This window comes from Chroococcidiopsis cubana SAG 39.79 (assembly GCF_003991895.1).
Classification (GTDB): domain Bacteria; phylum Cyanobacteriota; class Cyanobacteriia; order Cyanobacteriales; family Chroococcidiopsidaceae; genus Chroococcidiopsis; species Chroococcidiopsis thermalis.
On the sequence record NZ_RSCK01000011.1, the window covers coordinates 99,367 to 123,285 of the forward strand.

A 23,919-nucleotide genomic window follows, 5' to 3' on the forward strand; every position below is an offset into this window, starting at 1 on the left:
GGAGTGGGGAATGTAAGAGCTGTGCGATCGAGTGGATGAGGGGTGAAGAGGTGATGAGAACGATTCGCGATGCAGTGGTTGCCGATTTGTCAGAAATTGTCGCAATTTATAATGCTGCAATTCCCGACCGATTAGCAACAGCCGATCTAGAACCCGTAGCTGTAGAAAGCCGCACGGATTGGTTTTTCGCCCATTCTCCAGCAGAGCGTCCGATTTGGGTATTAGAAATAGATGCAGCTATAGCTGGCTGGCTGAGTTTTCAATCTTTTTATGGACGACCAGCTTATAAAGCAACTGCGGAGGTGAGTATATATGTTGCTCCTAGCTATCGTCGCTGTGGCGTGGGACGACAATTGTTATCTTATGCGATCGAGCAAAGCCCCAGCTTGGAGTTAAAAACTCTATTAGGCTTCATTTTTGCCCATAACCATCCCAGCATAGAACTATTTGATGCGTTTGGCTTTCAGCGTTGGGGTTATTTACCCCAGGTCGCCAATCTTGACGGTGTAGAGCGCGATTTGGTCATAATGGGAAAGCAAATTCAGTTATCAGTGAAGCAAGAGAGCAGGGAGCAGGGACGAGCAGGGAGCAGTTAATTTCGACTGTCTGACTTGCGAATGCGCGATTTCATCTATATAAATGCCCCTTTTTCTAGGATACTTAAGGTTGATATAATTCCGAAGCAGTTCGATCGCAAAACTATCAGCACGCTATCAACTTAGTGGTGTGTTAGCAATTGGTATCGTTTATTACAGGTGTTCATGACTACACTGATTCCACAGCCTCAACAACCAACATATGGTTCCTTCAATCCTGAAACACGTCTCAAAGATATCCTCAAAACCATACCTAAAGAGTGCTTTCAACGAGATCGCCTGCAAGCATGGTCGCAGGTATTCATTAATATTTTTATGGTTGTGGTGGGTTATGTAGGTTTAGCGATCGCGCCTTGGTATTTGTTACCCTTTGTTTGGATTTTTACCGGTACAGCGTTGACCGGTTTTTTTGTGATTGCCCACGATTGCGGACATCGTTCGTTTGCTAAACGTCGTTGGGTTAATGATTTAGTAGGGCATACGCTACTATTACCGTTAATTTACCCTTTCCATAGCTGGCGCATCTTACACAATCACCACCACTTACACACTAATAAAATCGGTGAAGACAACGCATGGCAACCCTTTCAACCAGAATTTTATGCTAGTTTAGGTTCCCTTGGACAATGGGGCTATCGACTGATGCGGGGTGAATTCTGGTGGATGGCTTCTACCTTACACTGGGGAGCATTACACTTTAACTGGACTCGATTTGAAGGGAAACAGCGCGAACAGGTCAGGTTTTCGGCAATGTTAGTCATTGTTTTTGCCGCGATCGCATTTCCGCTACTTTTTGCTACTACTGGTTTCTGGGGAGTTATCAAATTTTGGTTTATCCCTTGGTTGGTTTATCATTTTTGGATGAGTACTTTTACTCTGGTACACCATACAGCTGTAGATATTCCTTTCTATCATCCTCATGAATGGAACGCGGCGCGATCGCAGTTGTCAGGCACTATTCATTGTAATTATCCCCAATGGGTAGAATTTCTCTGCCACGATATCAGCGTCCATATTCCCCACCACATTTCGACTGCAATTCCTTCCTACAAACTGTGGCAAGCTTATCGCAGCTTACAACAAAACTGGGGTGATTATTTACACCCAGAATCCAACTTTTCTTGGTCTCTAATGCAGGAAATTACGTCTCAATGTCATATTTACGACCCTGACAATTGCTACCAGTCTTGTCAGGAATTTCGTTTAGGGAACAGGAAATCAGGACAAGTCAAAAGCTAGAAGTCAGAAGTCAGAAGCTAGGAATGAGCGATCGTTGGTGAGTGGCTAGTGGCTAGTGATTAGTGGTTAGACTCAACTCTTGTCACCAGCCACCAGTCACTAGTCACCGATAACTGACAACTGATAACTGATTCATGTTAAGATGCATGTCAATTCTGAAAGCTGTGTTGAGAAGGAAAATTTAAGTATGGAAGCCGCATTATTGTTAGCAAAACTACCGGAAGCATATTCCATCCTAGATCCTCTAGTTGACGTTCTGCCCTTGATTCCTCTATTTTTCTTGCTGCTAGCTTTTGTTTGGCAAGCGGCTGTTGGCTTTAGATAAGCTAGGGCTAAACGCAGAGCTAACTCTTAATACGTGGAAGCAGGATAGGCATCGTCTACCCTGCTATTTTTTTCAGATGAATTGTTCAACAAATTTTAATGAGACAGACTTTGAAGGCTACTTTTCTTCACCCACCACGGCGAGAGCCAATTGACTTTTGAAATGCCGGACGTTCGGCGAGTCTTTTGACATAGCCAACAACTGCTGGGTATCCGCTCAGATCTAGCTTTAACATGATTGGAATGTAACTTAAGAGAGAGCCGACCGCGACATCAGCTGCACTAAACTGTTGACCGAGCAAATAAGATTGCTGCTCTAGAATTTGATTAAGAGTAGTCATCAGACGCGGCATTTCGCGATCGCGGTTTGCTTCCACAAAAATTCCTGGTCCCAGTGTGGCATTAGCAAATAAAATCCATTGGCTCAGCTGAGCGCGTTCTTCTAAGGACAGCTCGGCTTTTTCGTATTTGTCGGCAAGATAGGCGAGAATTGCTCCAGATTCCCACAGTCGGACATCTCCGTCTACAATTGCTGGAACTTTACCAAAGGGATTAATGGCAAGATATGCTGGCTGGAGATGCTCTCCTGCTTTCATATCCAGCATGACAAATTCGTAGGGAACTTCTAGTTCTTCCAAATACCATTGAACGATCGCGGCACGACTAAAAGCACCACCATAAAGCTTGAGCATGTTGGCAAGATTAAAATATTGTTACAAAACTCGACAATCACAGAACTTGATGGGTGTAGGCGTGCTGCTTCACATTGTCGTCTTTACTAACAACTCGTTTCGTGTTTAGTACGCGCTTGCGTTCTGTGGAATAATTAAAATCTTCACGAGTTGTGCCGAGAGGAATGAGAGCCTTAGCAACAGTACGGCTCTTGTAAGTACGAGCAGCAGCGATCGCCCGTTGTCCGAAGTCGTCGCTAAATTGGGCTGAGGTGGGAAAACCAGCAGGGATCTGTAATTTGTCCCCAGCTAAAACCGTTCCCAGGGTTGTAGCGCTAACCAGTTTGTAAGATGTGGGAATACCTTTAGCGATCGCTTCTAAAGCAGCAGAGGGTATCGGCTCGATAATTTCTAGTTCGCGCACTTCTCCCTCTTCCTTCACAAAGCATGTCGCTAATCCGATCGCAACGTAGTCTTCCGAGGATAGCTCGGGCGCGTTGGCATACACAGTAGCAGTAGTCATAACAAAATTCTCTCACAAATCCAAATACAGCAGTCACCGTGCTTGCATTTTATCAACTTGTCGAACGTATTGAAGAAAAGGGAGCAGGGAAAAGAGAGCTGAGGGAGTTGAGGGAGCTGAGGGAGCTGAGGAAGCTGAGGGAGCTGAGGAAGCTGAGGGAGCTGAGGAAGCTGAGGGAGCTGAGGAGCAGGAGGACAAGGGGGACAAGGGGGACAAGGGGGAACTCGGGGACCCCACGACCGAAGGGAGTGGGGATTAGGGGGCGAAGGGGGACAAGGAAGCAGGGGAGCAACTACCAACTACCAACTACCCATTACCCATTACCCATTACCACTCTCTACTGATAACTAATAACTGTGCCTAATTCCTAAATCTTCTGGAATTTATCTGCGGAAAGATGAATGATCCAGTATGAAGTGAGAATCATAGAGTGTGAGCATCGACTTGGGCGCTACTAATGCTTGACATAAAAAAGTCTAGGCGAAGACACCTAAGTAAGTGCCACAAAGATACAGCAGATAGAGTCTAGATAATTATAAGTTTATTTTATAGAGCTTGTGGCTCAACAGCCCAGCAACCATCATGAGAAGCCAATCGTTAGAAGCAGAAAAAAAGAATCGAAAATGCCGTCATCAACGTAATAGTAGCGGCATGGCTAATCAGTCGCCCATAGCCTCTCAAAACGGTAAACGGCAACCAGAACTAGCCTTATCCGATACCTACTTACGTGCATGTGCTGCGGAGAAATCGCAGCAGGGAAACTATGCCGACGCGATCGCGTTGTTGAGCCAACTGCTTTATCGCTGCCCTGGAAATGCGATTGACTACAACAATCGGGGATTAGTATACTTTCAAGCTGGTCAACTTCAACAGGCGATCGCTGACTACGATCGCGCACTAGAACTGAATCCCAATTTAGCAAAAGCTTATAACAATCGGGCTAACTATCACGCCGCCTGTGGAAACTTTCTCGCTGCATTGGCTGACTACGATCGCGCTCTAGATCTCAATCCTAGCTACGTGCGGGCGTTATTCAACCGAGGCATTACTCTGCGCGATTTGGAACGCTATGAAGAGGCAATTGAAAGTTTCGATCTGGCACTGTTACTAGGACAGCTAGAAGGACATATTTATGCCGAACGCGGTCGGACTTATCATTTGTGGGGTGATTGGAACTGCTGCATATCTGATTATCGCCGTGCTTTAGAGCTTCTACCACAGCACAACAGCTCCAATGCCGATCCTGCTATGCGTTTACGCACTCAGGTGGAAACTTGGTTAAACCAATTATTAACGATTGACAATTAGTGGTAATGCTAGCTGCTAATTGCCGGTCGCTAATTGCTATCTAGATTTGTCGAGCAAGTAGACTTGGCGCTGTCCTGGTTCGATTAAATTATTTTGCTCTTTCATCAAAGAATGGCTTTGACGGGGATCGAAGTAGCGGTTGAGGTCTTGACGCAAATGACCGACGCGCTGTTCTATCTGCTTGACTTCGGTATTAATTGCATTTGATTTTTGCTGCTGCGACCATAGATAGGGTGCTAACTGTACCAAACCGTACAGCGTTATAGCAGAAATGGCACAGTTGGCAAATAATTTTGCCGTATTTTCTAAAACTAACGTGCGATTAGGATGGCGTTGCTGGCGCTGTACGGTCTTTCTACGGCGCTCCTGGCGACGAGTCTTTTGTGGCTGTAGAGGTGGTCTAGACGGTTGAATGGCGTTCATAATTGCTCAAAAGGGGCGATGAAACAACTAGTCTTATACAGTCTGTAGATTGTGCTGTTTGTTTATTTTGATACAAAGAATCCCCAAAACCTTACTCTCACTCTGCTCTGGCTCCCAACCGTAGTTTTACGCAAACGTAGCTATACTTTCGGTCGTCGCACAATTAAAACTCGTGAATATACGGTAAATCAGTAGAGAGGACGCTTGGAGGTCAACAGTCGATCTTTGTAGAGTAACTGACTGGCGATCGCGAAACGGGGTTTTGCTAGTTGGTAGATGTTATGCAATCGAAGCTCGATTCAAACTGATTTAAATGATTTGAGATGGAGTTTTGAGTCGAGGAGCGATCCCCTGACTCAAAACTCAACTTGGAAGCAGTTGAACTATGAGTGTTTATTCAGTTAACAAACAAACCAGTAGTCTCTGCCTCACAATGTCATAGTTAACAAATGTACCTAAATTTCTACTTATACAGTTCGGTAGCTAGCCGAAAAGCTAGTAGACCAGGTAGTAATGCTACTACAAGGGCAACGAAAACTTGAGTATCTGATATATTCATTAAAAAGCCTCCTAGTCACAAAGTATTCTTACCAGATAGTTTCATAATTTCAAATGAATTTCCTCATCAGGGGAAGAGCTTGTTACAACTCTTAGTAAATAGGGTGTGGGAAGAATTCGGAATTCGGAATTCGGAATTAAGTGTGACTTGTGACTTGTCTTGCTCCCTCAGCTCCCTCAGCTCCCTCAGCTCCCTTTCTCCCCCTACTTCCTGATAACTAATGATTTCCCTGGGAATAGATTTTGGCACTTCTGGCGCTAGAGCCGTGGCGATTGATGCCGCAGGTAAGACTCTGGCAGAAGCCAAGCATGTTTTTACAGGGTCAAAATTAGCAACTGCACCCGCTCAATGGGAGACGGGATTGTTTTGCTTACTAGAGCAACTGCCCTTAGAACTACGGCAGAAAATAGAAGCGATCGCGATTGACGGGACTTCTTCCACCGTCCTACTGTGTGATGCGACGGGCAATCCAATTGTTACGCCACTACTCTATAACGACGATCGCGGCATTGCCGTCATGGACGAGTTACGCGCGATCGCTCCTCCCCATCACGTTGCGATCGGCGCTACGTCCAGTTTGGCAAAGTTGTTGTGGTGGCAAAAAGCTTGTAGGGGCGCATACCTGTGCGCCCCTACAAAAATATATTTCCTACACCAAGCCGACTGGCTTAGTTTTCTATTGCACGGACAGCTAGGAGTGAGTGACTATCATAACGCTCTGAAGTTGGGATATGACGTGGAACGGTTATGTTATCCTGATTGGTTATTGAAATTGCCTGCACTGCCAAATTTGCCCCAGATACTCGCTCCTGGCACGCCTGTAGGAGAGGTGACGGCAGAGGTGCGATCGCGGTTGGGTTTGCCTCAAGGCTGCGTGGTACGTGCTGGGACGACAGATAGTATTGCTGCGTTTCTGGCTAGCGGGGCGAACTCCCCTGGAGAAGCAGTGACATCATTGGGTTCGACCTTGGTACTCAAATTACTCAGTCGGACGCGGGTGGAAGATGCTCGCTCTGGAGTTTACAGCCATCGACTAGGCGATTTGTGGTTGGCTGGTGGGGCTTCTAATACTGGTGGAGCTGTGTTGCGGCACTTTTTTACAGATGCAGAGTTAGAAACGCTGAGCGGTGAGATCGATCCTAATTACGAAAGTCCCCTAGATTACTATCCTTTGCTCAAAGCAGGCGATCGCTTCCCAATTAACGATCCTCATTTGCCACCGCGACTAGAACCTCGTCCAGAAAATCCGGTTGAGTTTCTGCACGGATTATTGGAGAGTATGGCACGGATCGAAGCACGGGGATATCAATTATTGCAGCAGCTCGGCGCAACCCCCTTGAGATGCGTCTACACGGCTGGAGGTGGGGCGAAAAATGCGATTTGGAGTCAAATTCGCGCTAGACATTTAGGCGTGCCTGTGGCGCAGTCAGCGCAAGCAGAGGCGGCTTATGGTACGGCACTGTTGGCACAAATGTCATGCTGAAAGTCATGCTGAAAGTCATGCTGAAAGTCATGCTGAAATAATTAATGTTAGCGATCGCCCCATAACCTGCACGAACAATTTATGAACGATTCAAGTAGCCGACGACAGTACGCTCCTGCTACCCAACGCAACCGCAAGCCGATTCTGGAAGTGCTGCTGCAAGTTTTGCCTTCTACAGGTACGGTGTTAGAGGTTTCCAGCGGTACGGGAGAACATGCAGTTTATTTTGCCCCTCACCTTCACCCGCGTAATTGGATTCCGTCCGATCCAAATCCCTTAGCACGAGAGAGCATTGCAGCATGGCGAGAATCTTGTCCGACAGATAATTTATATCCGCCGCTGGCGTTAGATGCTAGCGATCCGGTTTGGGTGGTAGAAAGGGACGAACTGCCAGAATCTTTACATGATATAGATTTTCAACGCGATCCGATTGTGGCGATCGCCAACATTAACATGATTCACATTGCCCCTTGGTCGGCTTGTCTGGGATTAATGGCAGGAGCAAGGCGAATTTTGCCACCAGGGGGTATTTTGTATTTGTATGGACCCTTCAAGCAGGGGGGTCGGCATACTGCGCCCAGCAATGCTAATTTTGATGAAAGTTTACAGGCGCAAAATCCAGAATGGGGCGTGCGCGATTTGGATGATGTTGTCGCAGTCGCACGCAGCGAAAATCTTTCCCTACTTGGAACCTATACCATGCCAGCTAATAATCTTTCAGTAATTTTTCAGGCGTGAGTTAGTGTTAGGGAGCAGGGAGCAATTTCAAGTCGCAAATCGCAAGTCGCAAATCGCAAGTCGCAAGTCGCAATTAAGCCACGCAACTACCAACTACCAATTAGCAATTACCAATTACCCAATTTTATTCACGCTTTAGCCAACTCTGGCGTTGTTACTTTCTGAATTGGTGGTAGCTCCAGTTTGCGTTGTGGCAACATTTTGGCATAGCGATCGCTCAGATAACGGTTGAATTTCCGGTCGAGTTTTTTCATGGTTCGCTTCAACGGCTTATTCTCAAATCCAAAACTTACCTGACGCACGAAGGGTTTAATAATTGTGGCAATGCGTCTGACTCCCAATTTTTTATACTTGGTTTGGAAATAACCGTCTTCTGATAAATTCCACTTTTCGCGTAGGCGTTGTAAGCTGCCTAGAGTCCAAGCGTCACTCCAACGCAGCATATAAAAATGCAAATCCGTCCATTCTAGAGGTGGACCCGGTACGTATGTGACTAAGCTATCTGGTTCAAAATAAACCGTACCTCCCGCTTGCGCCACAGTCATACAAAAGTCGAGGTGTTCTTTGGTGTTGAGCATAGCTTCGTCAAGATAGCCAATGCGATCGAATATTTCTCTGCGGACTAAGGTGCAATGAAATTCTGCTAATTCAGTTTGAGTTCGTTTCAATTGAGGACGCAATTCTACCGCGTTATGTCCTTGTTTGTACATTTTTTCGCGTAGATGTCGTCTACCTTTCACGTCAGTAACAACACGACTTTCTCCACCCGCAAAGTGAACCCTTTGGTGGATAGGTTGTTTTTCGCACATTAAAGGACCAACTACAGTTGCTTCTGTTTCCTCAGCGCAATTAACTAAAGCTGTTAACCAGCCTGGAGAAACTATGACATCGTTATCAACAAAAACCAAATACTTAGTATCGACACGACTCAAACCAATATTACGTGCGTGATTGGGAGAAAGATAGTAATTCGTGCGAATAATGTCAAAACGTTTTTCTTGAGCTTGAGCTTCTAGATATCGTCGTACTTTGACTGGAGAATTTCCATCAACATAAATTAACTTGAAAGGAAAATCTGTGTGTGCGTAAATGCTTTCTAAAGATGCTTGAGTGCAGCTAAAGCGCTCGCGAGGTACGACAACGATTGTCACTATAGGTTTCATTACGATCGATTCCTCCGTATTAATGATTTGCTGTTAATAATAAACTTCGATCTGTCAAAGAGTGTTGGGGGAGTTTTGAATCTAATACTTGTTGATAAATTTCAATTAATTCATCGTTTAGCTTGTCCATATCATATTTTGCTTCTACCTGCGCTCGACCAGTTTTTCCCATACTTTGCCAAACTTCAGAATGTTCGATCAGAAATTCAAGTTTTGTGGCGATCGCCTCAATATCTCGTTCTGGAACTAAAAACCCAGATACGCCATCTTCCACTAATTCTGGAATGCCACCATGTAAAGTACTAATAACAGGTAAACCCATTGCCATTGCTTCTTTTAATGTATTGACTGGTGCATCTTGATTACCATCAGCTCCGGTCACGCTAGGAGCCAGAAAAATATGACAAGTATCGAGAATTTCTACAATTTCTTTCTGTTGCTTCCAGCCTAATAATTTGATAGCACGCTCGGCATTCAATCCAGTAATTAATTGCTCTAAGTCTGCTTTTAGTTCTCCATCACCAATGATGTAGTATTCGATATTTGGATAAGTTTGAGCGATTTGAGCAACTGCGGCGATCGCATACTCAATTCCTTTCTTTTCTACCAAACGTCCAGTCGTCGCAATTTTCACTTTGCCATCAGTAGGAAAAAATCGAGGTTTGTAAGCAAACTTACTACAATCAATTCCCGAACCGTGGACGTGAATTTTGTCTGAATCGCATCCTAAAGCAACTGCCTTATTTTTAAAAAATTCACAGTTAGCCAAGAAGAAATCTGTTTCTTGAAAGACTTCTTGATAAACGCGATCGCCCCACTTGGGTAAGAATTTACTAATATCTGCACCTCGAAATGTAGAGATTAATTTCCCTTCAATTAATCCGAGTTGACGAAACCACACGCCAAATACACCCAAAGTACTAAATTGACAGTGAATGATATCGTAGGATTTCTTATTAAGAAATGGGATAGCGCGATAAAGTAGCTTCAGCGATTTTGCTTGACTCAAATATCGAGAAGTATTCAATAATTGTAAACACACCAAAGGGTTTTTGTAGCAATTAATTGCTAGTAAAATCAACCCTTTCAGCCAACGCCATAGCTCATTTTCCGGTCGAGTGGGTGCGTAAAAAGTTCGTTCTAATAGTTGATATTGTTCGACTAAAGGATGCACTTTAGATAGATCTTTGGGAGCGCCATCCAAGGAATAAATATCAACTTCATGACCGCGCTGGATTGCGCCAACAATTTGATTTAGAATAAATGGCTCTGATAGAACAGGAAACCGAGCGACAAAAAATGCGATTTTCATATTTAGTAAAATTTTCTTTTGTAAAAATCTTTCTCTAAACCTGCATTAGTTTTTGAAGGTTCTGAATTGATTTTTTTCGATTTGATTTTTCATCTAACATTTGCTTGTAAATTGCCACTAACTCATCGTTCAATTTGTTCATATCGTATTTCGCTTCTACCTGCTCTCGACCAGCTTTCCCCATACTTTGCCAAACTTCAGGATGTTCGATCAGAAATTCGAGTTTTGTGGCGATCGCGTCAGCATCGCGCTCTGGAACCAAGAATCCAGATATGCCATTTTGAACTAATTCGGGAATGCCACCATGTCTAGTACTAATAACAGGCAAACCCATTGCCATTGCTTCTTTTAATGTATTGACTGGTGCATCCTGATTGCCGTCAGATGCCGTGACACTAGGAGCCATAAAAATATGGCAATCATTGAGAATTTCGATAATTTCTTTTTGCTGCTTCCAACCTAGTAATTTAACGACATGACTGACATTTAATTCGCTAATTAATTGCTCGAAGTAGGCTTTTAGGTCACCGTCACCAATAATATTGTATTCAAGATTCGAGTAGGTTTTGACTAACTTAGCAATGGCACGAATACCATATTCTATTCCTTTCTTTTCAACCAAGCGTCCTGTTGTGACAATTTTAATTTTTCCACTAGTAGGAAAATAACGCGGCTTAAAAGTAAATTTACTACAATCCAATCCCGAACCATGAACGATAATTCTTGTTGGATCGCAGCCTAAACCGATCGCGCGATCGCGAAAGAATTCGCAATTTGCCAAGAAAAACTCACCTTCTCTAAAGAGCCTATTGTAGACATCAACACCGTTTTCTTGAACGTATTTACTAATATCAATGCCGCGAAATGTGGTAATTAACTTACCTTGAATAATATTAGCGTCGCGATAAGCAAGAGCAATTGGCGCTAGCGTACCGAATTGACAATGAATAATGTCATACGATCCATCTTGAAGTAACGCGACAGTTCTGTAAAAAGATTTTAACGTTGCGACTTCTGCATCATATTTACCAGGCTGAAAAAATTGTAATGTTTTCCAAGAACCTCGATTCAGATTCTTCAGAAATAAACCTAACCCTTTAATCAAACGAGGAAAAAACTTCTCTGGCACTGTTGGCGGAAAATAAGTACGCTTCATTAACTGGTATTCTTCAACCACAGGATGTATCTTACCCGTATAGTTTTTAGGCAATCCATTAATTGGATGAATGCGGACATCATGACCGCGATCGATTAAGCCAGTAATTTGATTTAAAATAAAGGCTTCTGATAAAATTGGAAAGCGCCAAACAATGAATGCGATTTTCATAGTTGTGTTATCGGTCATTAGTCATTGGTCATTGGTCATTTGTGAATCAGGCATTTTAACCCGACTAAGAAAATATCTGTGTGGGTATTGCCCACCCTACATCTGATTTATGGCTCGAGTCGTTTTGAGTAGTTAGAATATTCATTGCTTGTAAAATTGGTGGATGGCGATCGCCCGGATATTGCAGACAACTTACCATTCCTTTTTTGACTAATATTCGTTCCGAAACATCCGAATTCATATTAAAAACATGACCAATTAAACGAGCGATCGTTTCTTCGCTTGCCATAACTAAACCAGTCGTCAACTGCTGGGAATTAGCGATACTTCTTCTACCAATGACTGCTTGCCAAGCTTCGGGAATATCTTCTCGCAATACCTCAAACTGTACTGTTTCTGGATGGTGTTGCAGAATTTGTTGCACCGTAATGTGGTAGGAGTCAAGTATGCTATTGAGGCTAAAGTCAATTCGCACTTGTTTGAGAAACCTAGCTATGTTTTGAGTTTGTGCTGCATTTGTCCCAGAAGGTACGAGCAACAGCCGTAAACCTTTACCCCCTTCTTGAGGCTTGGGTAAGTGTTCTCCTACATGAGTATTTAAATTCATTGCTTCCAATTGCCCTGACTCCAGAGAACCGTCAGGAAAATTGAGAACGCTGATACCGCAATTAGACTGCTGAATGCAATGATAGCGATCGGGTGTAATTCCTAAAGCTGTACTTATTAAAGCGCGGTTGGTTCCGCCATGAGTCACTAGTAAAACAGTTTGTCCCCTATGGCGCGGGAATATTTCTTGCCAAAACTCTCGTACCCTTTGATATAAATCTAGGGCGGGAAAGAATTTGTCAAGTTGTTTGCTGTTAGTTGTTGGTTGTTGGTTGACAATCAACGCTGAGGCTACACTGCGTGAAGACAGTTGACAGTTGACAGTCAATGCTGGCGCTACACTGCTCCCTAGTCCCCCTTGTCCCCCTTGTCTCCCTTGTCCCCCTTGTCCCCCTTGTCTCCCTTGTCCCCCTTGTCTCCCTTGTCCCCCTTGTCCCCCTTGTCCCCCTTGTCTCTCCACACTTCCAGAGAATTCCATCCAAAACTCATGGGGGTGTTGCTTCCAAAGGCGATATTCCTGGGCGAAGTTTTCGCGCACGTATTGAAAAGCTAATCCTTGCCACGCCGGAAGATCGGTTTCGCGTAACTTGTTCGTTACCCTTAATTGGGTATGAGGGGAGGTGACTTTTATAATTTTTCGGGCAGTTTCTTGCGCCCGTTTTAAGGAACTGGAGTAGATGGCATCAAATACCACTCCTTTGAGAAAATCGCCAGTTAAACGCGCGTCGCTGCGCCCTACTTCAGTTAATACTGACTCGTCGCTGCTACCTTGATAGAGACCAAGGGCATTGTAAGTACTCTGCCCGTGGCGTACTAAGATAACGCGGGTTGCTCGATCTTCCTCATGCTTCGATCGCATAAGTATCTCCTGTTTGCTCGCTGTCAATAATGCTTTGCATCTGGTACAAGGTGGCATAATGTCCGCCCAGACGCATGAGTTCGCTATGCGTCCCCTGTTCTAAAATGCTGCCCCCTTCAACGTAGAGGATGATATCTGCATGTTGCACTGCCCTGAGATTGTGGGAGATTGTAAATGTCGTCTGCCCCTCCGTGAGTTTTTCTAAGGCTGCGTTGACGATTTGTTCGCTGGCACTGTCTAAACCTGTAGTTGGTTCGTCTAGAATCACAATTGGTGCTTGACGGATCGCCGCACGGGCGATCGCAATTCTTTGTCGTTGTCCGCCCGATAGCGTCCCACCCCGTTCGCCCAAAACTGTTTCGTAGCCCTGGGGCAGTTGCATGATAAATTCATGAGCATTGGCAAGACGGGCGGCTTGTTCTACTTCTTTGCGAGAAGATCCTAGTTTCCCATAGGCAATATTTTCTTGTACGCTAACTGCAAACAAAACGCTATCTTGCAAAACTACGCTAATTTGCTGCCGCAGCGAATCTAGGGTGTATTCGCGTAAATCTTGACTGTCAATTAAAATCCGACCGGAATCGGGGTCATACAGACGGAGAATTAAACTCAGAAGAGTCGATTTACCACTTCCAGAAGGACCCACCACAGCTACTTGTTGCCCTGGCTGAACGGCAAAGCTAATATTTTTTAATATTTCCTTACCTGTACTGTAGCCAAAAGAGACATTCTCAAACCGGATTGCCCCAAAGAAAGGATGTGCTTTTTTTGCCCCTGGTAAATCGCGCACGTTGGGTTCGTAGTCCAATAACTCCACCACCCTTTCACCAGAAGCCGTCGCTTTAGCAATCTGCCCGACTTGAGTGGAAAGTTTTCGCATTGGTTCAAAAGCATTTTTTAAATAAGTCATAAATACTAATAATTCGCCAGGAGTCAGCCCTTTATGCAAAACCACATGGGAACCACGCCATAAGACTGCGGCGATAATGACTGCCATTAGCACTTGCACCGTTCTTTCTAGTGCTGCTGAAAGTTTTAAAGATTCGATCGCCTCATCTAAACTTTTCTGATTCTGCGCTGCGAAAACGCTATGTAGCATCTCCTGTAAAGAGAGAACTTGTACGACTTTAATCGCGCCAATGGTTTCACCCGTCGTTGCTGCTAAAACACCTTCAGAATCGCGATGTTGTTTGGCGAAACTACGAATACGACCGATTGTTTTACTCGTGAGCAGGGTTAGGAGTGGGAATATTGCTGTTGCGACTAAGGCTAATTCCCAGTTCAGCCAATACATAATTGCCAACATTCCTAGTAAAGAGATAATGTTGGTCAATAAAGGTAGAGCAGTTTTGATCGTCACCAACCGCATTTTTTCAATATCAGCCGTGACCCGAGTAATTAAGTCGCCGCTTTTATGTTGTTGGTGAAAGGAAAGAGAAAGACGCTGTAAGCGATCGAAAACTCGACCGCGTACCTCAGACAATATCTCCACAACAGCCAAAGACATACCATAGGTACTCAAATATGCTGCCATACTACCCAGTCCAGTAATACCAACTATTGCTAGGGCTGATAAAGTCAACAGCATGACTGGATTGAATCCAAAGCTATTAGGAATATTCGTGGAGTTATTATGAGCGGGAATTAAAATATTATCAAAAACATATTTTAAGGGCCAAGGTTCTAGTAGCCGTAAACCTGTTTCTATTAATAAAGCGAAAAAAGCACCAACAATTGTCAGTCTTTGTTTGCGAATATAGGGGGAAAACTTCCTCAAAATTCTTACAAGACCTGGTATTACTCCTCTTAAATCTTTTTCTTTGGGGCGCTGACCCATTTAGTAGTTCTCCTTTAATTAGTGTTACTTGGTGCGTGGTGCGTGTAAGGAAGTAGAGCAGCAGAAGGTAGGTTAAACCAGTAGAAATTAAACAAGACTCAAAGCAGCAGTCTGAGAATTGAGAAACCTTTTTAGAAAGTTGGCTGTGTTATCAGCTCCTTGAAGATCGAAAATCCTTGAATTGTTTGATGTTTTTTTAGATAAGCAATCGCCGATTTTTTCAGATAAAACTAGAGGCGACAAGTCTTGAGGATGAATACTGTTGACAATTCCCAATTGTTCTAATTTTTGCGTTCTGTGTAATTGTTCTTTATCTACATGCTCGTGACCGATGGGAACTATAATGGCACGGCACCCGTACTCAGTATATTCATTGTGGTGTTGTAACCGCCAAGACTAACAGAAATATCTGCGGTCTGCATGTATTCAAGCAGTTGTGGGGTATAAGTTTCAATTTGAATATTGTCGCGATCGCCTGCCAATTTTTTTAACTGTTTTACCTTCTCTACTGGCATAAACGATCCAGTAAATATCTTCATAACATGTGGTAGTTTTCGACTCAATATCGCACTCGATTTAATCAGCGTTTCTAGCACTTCATAACCGATTCTACCACCACCTATACTTGCTACAATTTTGACAGTATCCAAACTAACTTCACTCCATAATTTCTCAAAAGGTGTAGAAGTAAATTTCGGCAGTTGAGTTACAAATCCTGTATGGATAACTTCAGCAAGAATTTCTTGATGTCTCGCAAAACTATCCGAAAAAGTTTGGAAGCGAGAATCGGCATGAAATAGTAGTAAATCGAAATATCGATTCATTAAATTGCAAATTATTTCCTCTTCTTCAGGATCGCTTTCTTTCCCGATAACGTCGCGCAAGCTGGAAACAATTTTGGTTTTAGGACTTATTTTTTTTAGATGTTCGACTAAAGGAATTAGCTCGAAGAGTAGCTTGTGTCTACCAAAAGGAAAAAACTCTGTAATCAAACAATCAGGTTGAATGCGATCGCACTCTGCAATTAAGATATTTTTCCTAGCTGCTTTCACTTCCTCAACGGTAAATGGACTACTCCCAACTGTGAATTTTCCCTCTTCCAGCCATAGTGCAGGTAATCGAATAACTTCTACTTGTGTTGGTAGCTCAAAACCTGGAATTTGAGGACCACCAACAATAAAGTAAACTTGAAAATATTTTGCTAAGCTTTGCACAATTTCTGAGCTACGAACTAAATGTCCCATACCACTCAGATATTGACAGTAAAACATAATTTTTTTCATAACTAGCTCAGAATTCCTACAATAAAAACTATCTAGACCGCTGAGCGATCGCTCGCTAAAGTGGGTAAAGAAGTATATTTTTGATAAATTTGGTTCAATTGATGTTCGCAGACTTTTTGAGACATGAGTTGAAGTAAATAATCTTTCACTCGAACTAAACCATTCATATCTAAGTTAAAGTCTGGCTTTTTTCGTCCTTCTAACTGACTTAGAAGTAGATTCATTAAAGTGATGGAGCTAAAATCTCCCTTACCAGGTATGAGTGTCTTAATTAACCCTAAGCTTGCCATTCTCTCGGCTCTAATTGACTGTTCTTGAGACGGCTTACTACGCGGAATAATGACAGATGGCTTTCTAGCCGATAAAATTTCACAAACAGTATTGTATCCAGCCATAGATACCACAACATCTGCGGCATTTATATAGCTCATTAAATCATCTGTAAATTCTCCAACTCGAACTTGAGAGTTATTTTCTGCTGCTTGTTCGACGAGTTGCTTTTGCGCTTTAGGCATTTCAGGACCGCAAATTACCAAACTTTTAATGCGATACTTTGCTGGTAATAGTGCTAAGGCTGACAAATAATTATCTACTAACTCATAGCCATCCTCTCCACCTCCAGGAGTCACTAGAATTAAGCGTTCTCGCTGCGAAACTTTTAATTCTTGTCGAATGCAAGTTCGACTCTTTTGTCCCGGTTGACGGTGCAGATAGCCACAGTAGCGTACTTTCTCGACAATTTTAGGTGGAAATCTATATTCTCGTACCGTGTCAAAAACTTCTGGCGTTCCAACTATTTGTACTTGATGGTAAAACTTGTCTATTGCCGTATAGAAATCGCTTTTTTGCCACTCTGCAATTGTTTTTTCAGGACAGTCAAGAATATCTCGTAATAACAGTACTAGTTTAGTCTCTGGTAATGTTGTTTTTAGATAATTGAGCGTACCCCGTAATTCATTTTTAAGTCCATAAGGTTTCTTATCTACTAAAAAGATGTCTGGTTGAAAAATAATTGTTGCTGACAAGATCAATTCCGATCGCAGCTTAACAATCTCTTCCACACCCATTCCTAAATATTTGACAGCAATTTCACCAGTTTCACCGCGATTTAGACAAGGTAACTTAATATAATCAAGTCCTTTTGGTAATCGAAAGCCCTGAAGCATGGGCGAACCAGAAAGTAATAAAATTGAAAGGTCAGGAATTTCGCTTAATAGGTGTTCGCAAATTGCTAACATTCTGCGAATATTGCCAAGTCCAAATGCGTCGTGGGAATAAACCAGCAGTCGCATGACTGATATCCTTTTTGTGTGGTTGGTTGTGAAAAATTGACTGGCGATCGCAGTTCGTCACTAATGATTTGTCTTCCATCTACATATATCTTTGCAGTCAGTGATGAATTGATAATGAATGTTTAATGAGAGATTTCTCATGAGAAATCTCTCATTTTCGCCATAAGTCTCTCTTTCACTCCACCTCATAGCAGTTTTCGATTGGGTAAAACACACGATCTGTAGGGGCGCTTTCTCTGTGCGCTCCTACAAATGTCACGCACGCAATCGAGAATTGCTATCATTCGTTTGCATACATAATTGTAGAGATGAGTTGCATCTCTACAAAGCCATTCAGAAAACATCTCATGCCAATTTACTCTTTGACTACGACAAAAAAGATCCCCCCTACCTTGATAAGGTGGTTTGGGGGGATCTCATGTAGTGCAAGGGGTGCAAATCTGTGTGCCCCTACAAATGCTAAAAATGTTATTTGAGTATTGTTGGTTTGCAAGCGATTTCCAACTGTGCCTGTATACATCCTAATAAGTCTTTGAAGAGGAAAGGCTTAGTAATGTAATCATTTGCACCAGCTTGCAAAGCAGCTGCCTTACATTGATTATCGTCACGAGCAGTCATAATGACAATTGGTAGCACTTCTCCCTTGCTACGTAATTCTTGCATGACCTGCCAACCATTTTTAATTGGTAAACCAAGGTCGAGTAACAATAGATCGGGTTGACTAGTTTGAGCCAATTCAATCGCCTGTTCTCCATCAGTTGCTACTAGAGTATCGAAACCACTTTTGCCCAGTCCTTTCTTAACAAAAGCAGCTAGACGAGCTTCGTCTTCCACAATCAAAATTTGGCTCATAACCTTGTGGTGTACCTATTTCAAGGTGGTCAATGAATAAAGTAAATGCTGAAGAAAACGATTTCGCTAATCTTGCATAGAAATCCTTGCAAATCTTAGCTAGCGATCGCCCTACTGCCACAACCTAAGCGCCTCATTGTTATATGATGACAGAACTATCTATACGGATAATAACAGACTAAAAATAAACGTCATAAAAGATAAATCTTTTATTGATAAATATTTTATTTATCTGTCTTCTGTTTGCTTAATCCTATCTTTTAGAAAAAGTAATAGAACAACCCAGCAAACTCTCAATCATTTCAGCAATTATTCTTTTGCCAATTATTTTGACAGTTAAAGATGAGATTGTGATGAAATTGAAATGAGAAACTTTTCATCTCTGAACTTGCCGATCGCCTTTCTACTTTGATTTAATCGTCAACCAACTCGTTCGGCATGACCTTTTTTCTCTGGCGATCGCTTCAGAGGTATGACAATCGTAAATCTAGCACCAGCACCAATATCACTTTTGAGTAAGATTCGTCCACCATGTGCCTCTACAATTGCTTGGACGATTGATAATCCCAACCCAGCGCCTTCAGATCGGCGGCGACTATTAGCAGCACGAGCAAAGCGTTCAAAAATCCTTTTTTGATCTATAAGTGCGATCCCTTCGCCCGTGTCACGTACCCAAAAACTAATTCTACTTTTACTAATTGCCGAGCCAATACCAATTATGTCATTCTCTTTTGTGTGCTGAATGGCGTTTCGAATTAAGTTCATCACTGCCTGAGTCAAACGCTGGCGATCGGCGATCGTCTGACCTTGAGCTGTACTGTCGAATTGCCAGTTACGCTGGGCTAGTGCTTGTGCTTTAGCAAATAATTCCTCTGTAAAAGATTGAAGCTCGACAGTTTCCCAGCGTAAAAAGTCCGGGCGTTCTGCTTTTGTTAGTAAAATCATGTCGTTGACAAATCGACTCATGCGATCTAGCTCATCTAGCACTAGCGCCCGAGTTTCCCCGATTTCTTCGGGGTTGTCGCCCATTAATTCTAAATGTCCGCGCACGATCGCGATCGGCGTTCGTAGTTCGTGTCCCGCATCGTTAATAAACTCTTGCTGGCTAGTAAAAGCGGCTTGCAATCTATCCATCATTTCATTAAAGGTAGTTGCTAACTCCGCCAGTTCTCCCTTTCCTTCTACGGAAATGCGTTGATTGAGATCGGACTCGCTGATTTTACGAGTTGTTTGGAGTATGAGGCGCAGAGGAGCCAAAACCCCCCGAGAAGCAACCCAAGCTATTAGCAAAGCCAGAATTAGCACCACAGCACTGACTTGAACGATTGCTAACACGGCTTCTACAACTTCAGCTCGTTCGCCAGCGGTAGTATGAGCAACTACAAATACACCTGCAATTTCGCCGTCAATCCAAACAGGTTTGGCTGTGTAAAGAACGCTATCAATATTTGGTTCTGTAGGAAATTCCTTCTCACCTTGCTCTGATTGAGTCAGTCTTCCCCAGTATTGAATTAGCTTAGAATCAGCAGCAAGTACTTTGGGTCTAGCTCTCGGACTAGATTTACGAAATTCTCCATCCACGATCGCGATCAAGAAGGTGTCGTCTTCCGATAGCTGGCGACCGAGAAAAGCATCAAAAAATTCTTCTAACTCATCCTCTGTCGCGGGGGGTTTTGTCAAACGCATGTCTGCTTGTTTGAGCAAATTGACAGCAGCCGTCACTTCTTCATCTTCGCGATCGCTTGCTTCGGTTTCTGCATCAATTAATTGAGTAAATATTTCCATCTTCTCCGTCAGTTCCCGATTGACACGCTGGTTGACGCGCTCGTAAAGCACTTGGCGAAACGCAGGGATGGAAACTACAAAAATGAAACCAATTGTCAGCAGATACCATAAGAGAATACGGGTACGTGCTGCCCAAAAGAACCCTCTGGCAGCCGAGAAATTTGATTTAACCTTGGGAGAGGCTCTACTCTCGCTGCGTTTTTCTTGCATCGATCGAAATTTATGATAGTTCTAGAAAAACTTAATAGTTCTTAATATTTGGCATTAGTTTACATAATAACTGCTAAACATGACTTTTTTTCAGATTATCACCTCAGAACGCTAAAATCCCTCCATAAGGGGCTTGACAAACGTATAAACAAGAAGGAATATTCCAGAATCTCTAAGGAGTAAACTAACAAGACTCACTACAGTTAAAGCAGGCACTTGTAAAGAATTAATGCGTCGAAGAAAGAGATTATGCCAAATCCGAACCGTGAGACGCGATCGCTCCTCTATGATGAGAAATGGTCTGACTCCAACCCCAAACCGAACGGTTCAACTACCATTTGTACTGAGGTTTGGCTTGTCACTGGTAGCAAAAATATTTAGTGCGATCGATCGCCTAAAATCTCGTCCACAATGCTAGCGAAGGATATGAAAACATGCACGTATTAGTGACTGGAGTTGCCGGATTTATCGGTTATCATTTAGCACAACGGTTGCTTCAAGAGGGGATAGGAGTCTATGGCATAGACAACCTCAACAACTACTACGATGTCAAACTCAAGCACGACCGCTTAGCGCAGCTTCAGCCACATCCGGGGTTTGCATTTCAAAAATTGGACTTAGCAGAACGCGATCGCCTTTTAGAATTGTTTCAATACAATAAATTCGATTATGTCGTCAATTTAGCAGCCCAAGCAGGGGTTCGTTATTCTCTACAAAATCCCTTTGCCTACTCTGATAGTAATCTTTCCGGGTTTGTTAACCTGCTGGAAGGCTGTCGTCACAGTCAGGTCAAACACTTAGTCTTTGCGTCTTCCAGTTCTGTTTACGGTGCAAATACCAAAATACCTTTCTCAGTTAGCGATCGCGTCGATCGCCCCGTGTCTCTCTACGCTGCTACCAAAAAAGCCAACGAACTGATCGCCCACGTCTACAGCCATCTCTACAATTTACCGACTACCGGATTGCGTTTTTTTACCGTTTACGGTCCTTGGGGAAGACCGGATATGGCTTATTTTAAATTTGTCCAGGCGATTGAAGCAGGCAAGCCAATTGAAGTCTACAACTATGGCAAGATGAAACGCGACTTCACCTATATTGATGATGTTGTAGAAGGCGTAATGCGAGTTATGCTGCGTCCACCTCAAATGTGTTCTCAACCAAACGGCAATAGTGCAATACCTGAAAACCAAGCTCCATATAAAATTTACAACATTGGTAATAATAGTCCGGTAGAACTGAATGAGTTTATTCAGACAATTGAGACCGCTTTGGGAAAAACAGCTCGCACGCAAATGTTACCGATGCAACCCGGTGACGTTCCTTGTACTTACGCCGATGTAGACGATTTAATTCACGATGTAGGATTCAAACCTACTACACCTTTATCAGAAGGGATTCAACGCTTTGTTGACTGGTATAAACTTTACTACAAAGAGCAGGAAGCCGGGAGCAGAGAGCAGGGAGCCGGGAGCAGGGAACAGTGACCGTAGGGGTGGGTTTGGCGAATAGATTGACAGCCTGAGCAATACATCTTCGCTCGAAATTCGCCCTTCTCAGGTATCGGCAATCGGTGCTCGGCAACCAAAATAACTTGCGATGATTAAAAATAGTTTTGACACTCTCTGTTGTCTTTCACGCTATTACTTTCATTTCTTCTTTCAAACATCAGATATTTATTTCATAGAAACCTTTCTGAAGGAATAGTGTTTAACAAATTTATAGAGATTATTCTATAAGTATTATTATCTAAGCTATGGCTGCACTCATTCGTGAATGTTGTTTTTCTCAAGTTATATGTAAAATAAGAACGGTAAACCTAATATTAAGAAATAATAAGTATTAATACCCTAATCGCGAATTAGAAAAGACGCAGTTGTAAGTATTAATGTATTCCTAAAGTCATAGTTAGCTTGATACATATCTGACTCTCGCTCAGTTGCCGCGATCGCCAGTATCTAAAAAGGTAAGAGGAATCAGGAGCAAGCAGTTTAGCAGCTTTTAAAAGTCTTGCTAAAATAAAAAAAATATAGAATAACAGTAATATGTATAATTGTTACCAATATAAAATCAATAGACAAATTAGCTAATATATAGAACCTTAATAGTTCGACTAGAGAAAGTCGGGTTTTTCAGGAATCCAAAGTAAAAGTAAAGCAAAAAGCATAAGGTTATTAATTATACCATAAATTAACTAACCGATATCAATGTACTTAACATTTTATTTCTAAAATCTAGGTCGATTTGGAGTTTCTCGATGAATCAACAAAGTTCCCGAAGGAAGTTGATACGCTTAAGAGAGCTAATAATTACCACTACAGTAGGCTCCTTGCCTAAGCTCGCTATGGGTACTGCTGCACGCCGAAAATTCTACCCGCTGATCTTGCGGCACATGGGTAAAAAAGTTTTTATCCAAGAGGGAGTAGAGTTTCTCAGTGCTGAAAAGATCGAGCTTGGCGACGAGGTTTATTTATTTGGCAACGTCAAGCTGAACGCTTGGAATGATAATTGTCAAATTTTGCTGGGCGATCGCGTTGCTATAGATCGAGGTGCTGATATTACTTGTGCGGGAGATAACTGCACGATTGAAATTGGTGATGGCACGTTCGTCGGTCCCTACTCCTGTATCGCTGGTCCAGGGAATGTCAGAATTGGCAAGGACTGCATGATTGCTGCTCACAGTGGCATAGTGGCTAACAATCATATTTTTGCAGACCCCTTACAAAGGATTCGCGATCAAGGAGTGACGAAAAAGGGAATTGAAATTGGCGACGATTGCTGGTTGGGTTATGGCGTGAAAGTTTTAGATGGGGTCACAATCGGCAAGGGTAGCGTCATCGGTGCTGGCGCGGTTGTAACCAAAGATCTCCCCCCTTACTCGGTTGCCGTGGGCGTACCAGCTAAAGCAATTGCTAACCGCCTGCAAGTTCAAGAAAAAGTGACTCACCAACACGAATACAACCCGGTCGCTCAAGGCGATCGCGTTTCAACAAATCCATCCCGCGATCGCGCTGCGAGCAAAAACGAACTTGCCCATAGACCGCTAGAAAATTTACTCCAAGCAACCTTGGAATGCATTCGCCACATCCTAGAAGTCGATACTGTCGCAGTCTTATTACAAACAGAAAACGGAGAACAGCTAGCAGTTCATGCAACTTTGGGTTTGGAAGAAGAAATCGAAACTGGAGTCAGAATTCCAGTCGGACAGGGGTTCGCGGGTAAAATTGCAGCTCAACCGGAGTTAACAATTGTTGACGATCTATCGACAATAGAAGTCTACAGTCCCGTACTGCGACAAAAGGGACTGCATTCTATGCTAGGCGTTCCTCTATTTGCTAGCAATCGAGTTGTTGGTGTATTTCATATTGGCAGCTTGCACCCGCGCCACTTCACTAACAAAGAAGCACAAACAGTACGCTACGTTGCCGATCGCATTGGAGAAGCGATCGAACCAGTCTTGCGTTTGTGGCAGATGCCTGATTATGTTAATGGTTAATGGCTAATAGTTAATTGTTAATATTGGCGATCGATC

23 protein-coding genes are annotated in these 23,919 nt (G+C 43.1%); 10 read left to right on the plus strand and 13 right to left on the minus strand.

What is annotated here, in order from left to right; all coding sequences use genetic code 11:
- Positions 1–35: 35 nt before the first annotated feature.
- The 3 genes from DSM107010_RS10020 to DSM107010_RS10030 all read left to right on the plus strand — a co-directional run bounded on the left by DSM107010_RS10020 (position 36) and on the right by DSM107010_RS10030 (position 2,160).
- Positions 36–596: a GNAT family N-acetyltransferase gene (locus DSM107010_RS10020; RefSeq protein ID WP_051033144.1), complete on the plus strand. Its 561-nt coding sequence runs from the start codon at positions 36–38 to the stop codon at positions 594–596.
- A gap of 165 nt (positions 597–761) precedes the next feature.
- Complete coding sequence (locus DSM107010_RS10025; RefSeq protein WP_015152223.1) at positions 762–1,835, plus strand: fatty acid desaturase; 1,074 nt, start codon at positions 762–764, stop codon at positions 1,833–1,835.
- Positions 1,836–2,022: 187 nt separating this feature from the next.
- Positions 2,023–2,160 carry a photosystem II reaction center protein K gene (locus DSM107010_RS10030; protein WP_039714828.1) on the plus strand — a complete coding sequence of 46 codons (138 nt, stop codon included), beginning with the start codon at positions 2,023–2,025 and terminating at the stop codon, positions 2,158–2,160.
- A 127-nt stretch (positions 2,161–2,287) separates the two neighbouring features.
- Here DSM107010_RS10030 and DSM107010_RS10035 read toward each other — a convergent pair whose 3' ends face one another.
- Positions 2,288–2,851: a glutathione S-transferase family protein gene (locus DSM107010_RS10035; RefSeq protein ID WP_015152221.1), complete on the minus strand. Its 564-nt coding sequence runs from the start codon at positions 2,849–2,851 to the stop codon at positions 2,288–2,290.
- A 37-nt stretch (positions 2,852–2,888) separates the two neighbouring features.
- A complete protein-coding gene (locus tag DSM107010_RS10040) occupies positions 2,889–3,353 on the minus strand; it encodes a hypothetical protein (RefSeq protein ID WP_106167658.1) in 465 nt (154 codons plus the stop codon).
- Between the two features lie 38 nt (positions 3,354–3,391).
- On the opposite strand from DSM107010_RS10040, the gene DSM107010_RS38290 reads away from it, so the two are divergent.
- Both DSM107010_RS38290 and DSM107010_RS10050 read left to right on the plus strand, forming a co-directional pair.
- The gene (locus DSM107010_RS38290) at positions 3,392–3,697 is read left to right on the plus strand and encodes a hypothetical protein (RefSeq protein WP_158631762.1); all 306 of its coding nucleotides are present in this window, start codon (positions 3,392–3,394) and stop codon (positions 3,695–3,697) included.
- A gap of 238 nt (positions 3,698–3,935) precedes the next feature.
- The gene (locus DSM107010_RS10050; RefSeq protein ID WP_106168668.1) at positions 3,936–4,661 is read left to right on the plus strand and encodes a tetratricopeptide repeat protein; all 726 of its coding nucleotides are present in this window, start codon (positions 3,936–3,938) and stop codon (positions 4,659–4,661) included.
- A gap of 36 nt (positions 4,662–4,697) precedes the next feature.
- On the opposite strand, the gene DSM107010_RS10055 is transcribed toward DSM107010_RS10050, so the two are convergent.
- Positions 4,698–5,084, minus strand: a complete 387-nt coding sequence (locus DSM107010_RS10055; RefSeq protein ID WP_106168669.1) for a slr1601 family putative cell division protein — start codon at positions 5,082–5,084, stop codon at positions 4,698–4,700.
- Between the two features lie 463 nt (positions 5,085–5,547).
- Entirely contained in the window at positions 5,548–5,643 is a 96-nt protein-coding gene (gene psaM, locus DSM107010_RS10060; protein WP_015152217.1) for a photosystem I reaction center subunit XII, read from the minus strand.
- A 220-nt stretch (positions 5,644–5,863) separates the two neighbouring features.
- Here psaM and DSM107010_RS10065 point away from each other — a divergent pair, with 220 nt between their 5' ends.
- Both DSM107010_RS10065 and DSM107010_RS10070 read left to right on the plus strand, forming a co-directional pair.
- Positions 5,864–7,126: an FGGY-family carbohydrate kinase gene (locus tag DSM107010_RS10065; protein WP_106168670.1), complete on the plus strand. Its 1,263-nt coding sequence runs from the start codon at positions 5,864–5,866 to the stop codon at positions 7,124–7,126.
- An 81-nt stretch (positions 7,127–7,207) separates the two neighbouring features.
- Positions 7,208–7,864, plus strand: a complete 657-nt coding sequence (locus DSM107010_RS10070) for a DUF938 domain-containing protein (protein WP_106168671.1) — start codon at positions 7,208–7,210, stop codon at positions 7,862–7,864.
- Between the two features lie 128 nt (positions 7,865–7,992).
- Here the strand turns inward: DSM107010_RS10070 and DSM107010_RS10075 are convergent, their stop codons facing one another.
- The 9 genes from DSM107010_RS10075 to DSM107010_RS10120 form a co-directional block, all read right to left on the minus strand.
- Positions 7,993–9,027: a glycosyltransferase family 2 protein gene (locus DSM107010_RS10075; protein ID WP_106168672.1), complete on the minus strand. Its 1,035-nt coding sequence runs from the start codon at positions 9,025–9,027 to the stop codon at positions 7,993–7,995.
- A gap of 19 nt (positions 9,028–9,046) precedes the next feature.
- A complete protein-coding gene (locus tag DSM107010_RS10080) occupies positions 9,047–10,339 on the minus strand; it encodes a glycosyltransferase (RefSeq protein ID WP_106168673.1) in 1,293 nt (430 codons plus the stop codon).
- A 34-nt stretch (positions 10,340–10,373) separates the two neighbouring features.
- On the minus strand, positions 10,374–11,666 hold the full coding sequence (locus tag DSM107010_RS10085) for a glycosyltransferase (RefSeq protein WP_106168674.1): 1,293 nt from the start codon (positions 11,664–11,666) through the stop codon (positions 10,374–10,376).
- Between the two features lie 64 nt (positions 11,667–11,730).
- The gene (locus DSM107010_RS39545) at positions 11,731–13,131 is read right to left on the minus strand and encodes a histidine phosphatase family protein (RefSeq protein WP_199755470.1); all 1,401 of its coding nucleotides are present in this window, start codon (positions 13,129–13,131) and stop codon (positions 11,731–11,733) included.
- A complete protein-coding gene (locus tag DSM107010_RS10100) occupies positions 13,115–14,968 on the minus strand; it encodes an ABC transporter ATP-binding protein (RefSeq protein WP_106166176.1) in 1,854 nt (617 codons plus the stop codon). The genes DSM107010_RS39545 and DSM107010_RS10100 overlap by 17 nt, the downstream gene beginning before the upstream one ends.
- A 338-nt stretch (positions 14,969–15,306) precedes the next feature.
- The gene (locus DSM107010_RS10105) at positions 15,307–16,251 is read right to left on the minus strand and encodes a glycosyltransferase family protein (RefSeq protein ID WP_199755472.1); all 945 of its coding nucleotides are present in this window, start codon (positions 16,249–16,251) and stop codon (positions 15,307–15,309) included.
- A 32-nt stretch (positions 16,252–16,283) separates the two neighbouring features.
- Positions 16,284–17,543, minus strand: a complete 1,260-nt coding sequence (locus DSM107010_RS10110) for a glycosyltransferase family protein (RefSeq protein WP_015152208.1) — start codon at positions 17,541–17,543, stop codon at positions 16,284–16,286.
- Between the two features lie 468 nt (positions 17,544–18,011).
- Positions 18,012–18,395: a response regulator transcription factor gene (locus DSM107010_RS10115; RefSeq protein WP_015152207.1), complete on the minus strand. Its 384-nt coding sequence runs from the start codon at positions 18,393–18,395 to the stop codon at positions 18,012–18,014.
- A gap of 420 nt (positions 18,396–18,815) precedes the next feature.
- Positions 18,816–20,390, minus strand: a complete 1,575-nt coding sequence (locus tag DSM107010_RS10120; protein ID WP_106166174.1) for a sensor histidine kinase — start codon at positions 20,388–20,390, stop codon at positions 18,816–18,818.
- A 249-nt stretch (positions 20,391–20,639) separates the two neighbouring features.
- On the opposite strand from DSM107010_RS10120, the gene DSM107010_RS42165 reads away from it, so the two are divergent.
- From DSM107010_RS42165 to DSM107010_RS42170, 3 genes are all read left to right on the plus strand, one after another.
- On the plus strand, positions 20,640–20,771 hold the full coding sequence (locus DSM107010_RS42165) for a hypothetical protein (RefSeq protein ID WP_256498646.1): 132 nt from the start codon (positions 20,640–20,642) through the stop codon (positions 20,769–20,771).
- A gap of 53 nt (positions 20,772–20,824) precedes the next feature.
- The gene (locus DSM107010_RS10125; RefSeq protein WP_015152205.1) at positions 20,825–21,874 is read left to right on the plus strand and encodes an NAD-dependent epimerase; all 1,050 of its coding nucleotides are present in this window, start codon (positions 20,825–20,827) and stop codon (positions 21,872–21,874) included.
- Positions 21,875–22,731: 857 nt separating this feature from the next.
- Positions 22,732–23,883 carry a GAF domain-containing protein gene (locus DSM107010_RS42170; RefSeq protein WP_206751821.1) on the plus strand — a complete coding sequence of 384 codons (1,152 nt, stop codon included), beginning with the start codon at positions 22,732–22,734 and terminating at the stop codon, positions 23,881–23,883.
- The last annotated feature ends 36 nt before the right edge of the window (positions 23,884–23,919 follow it).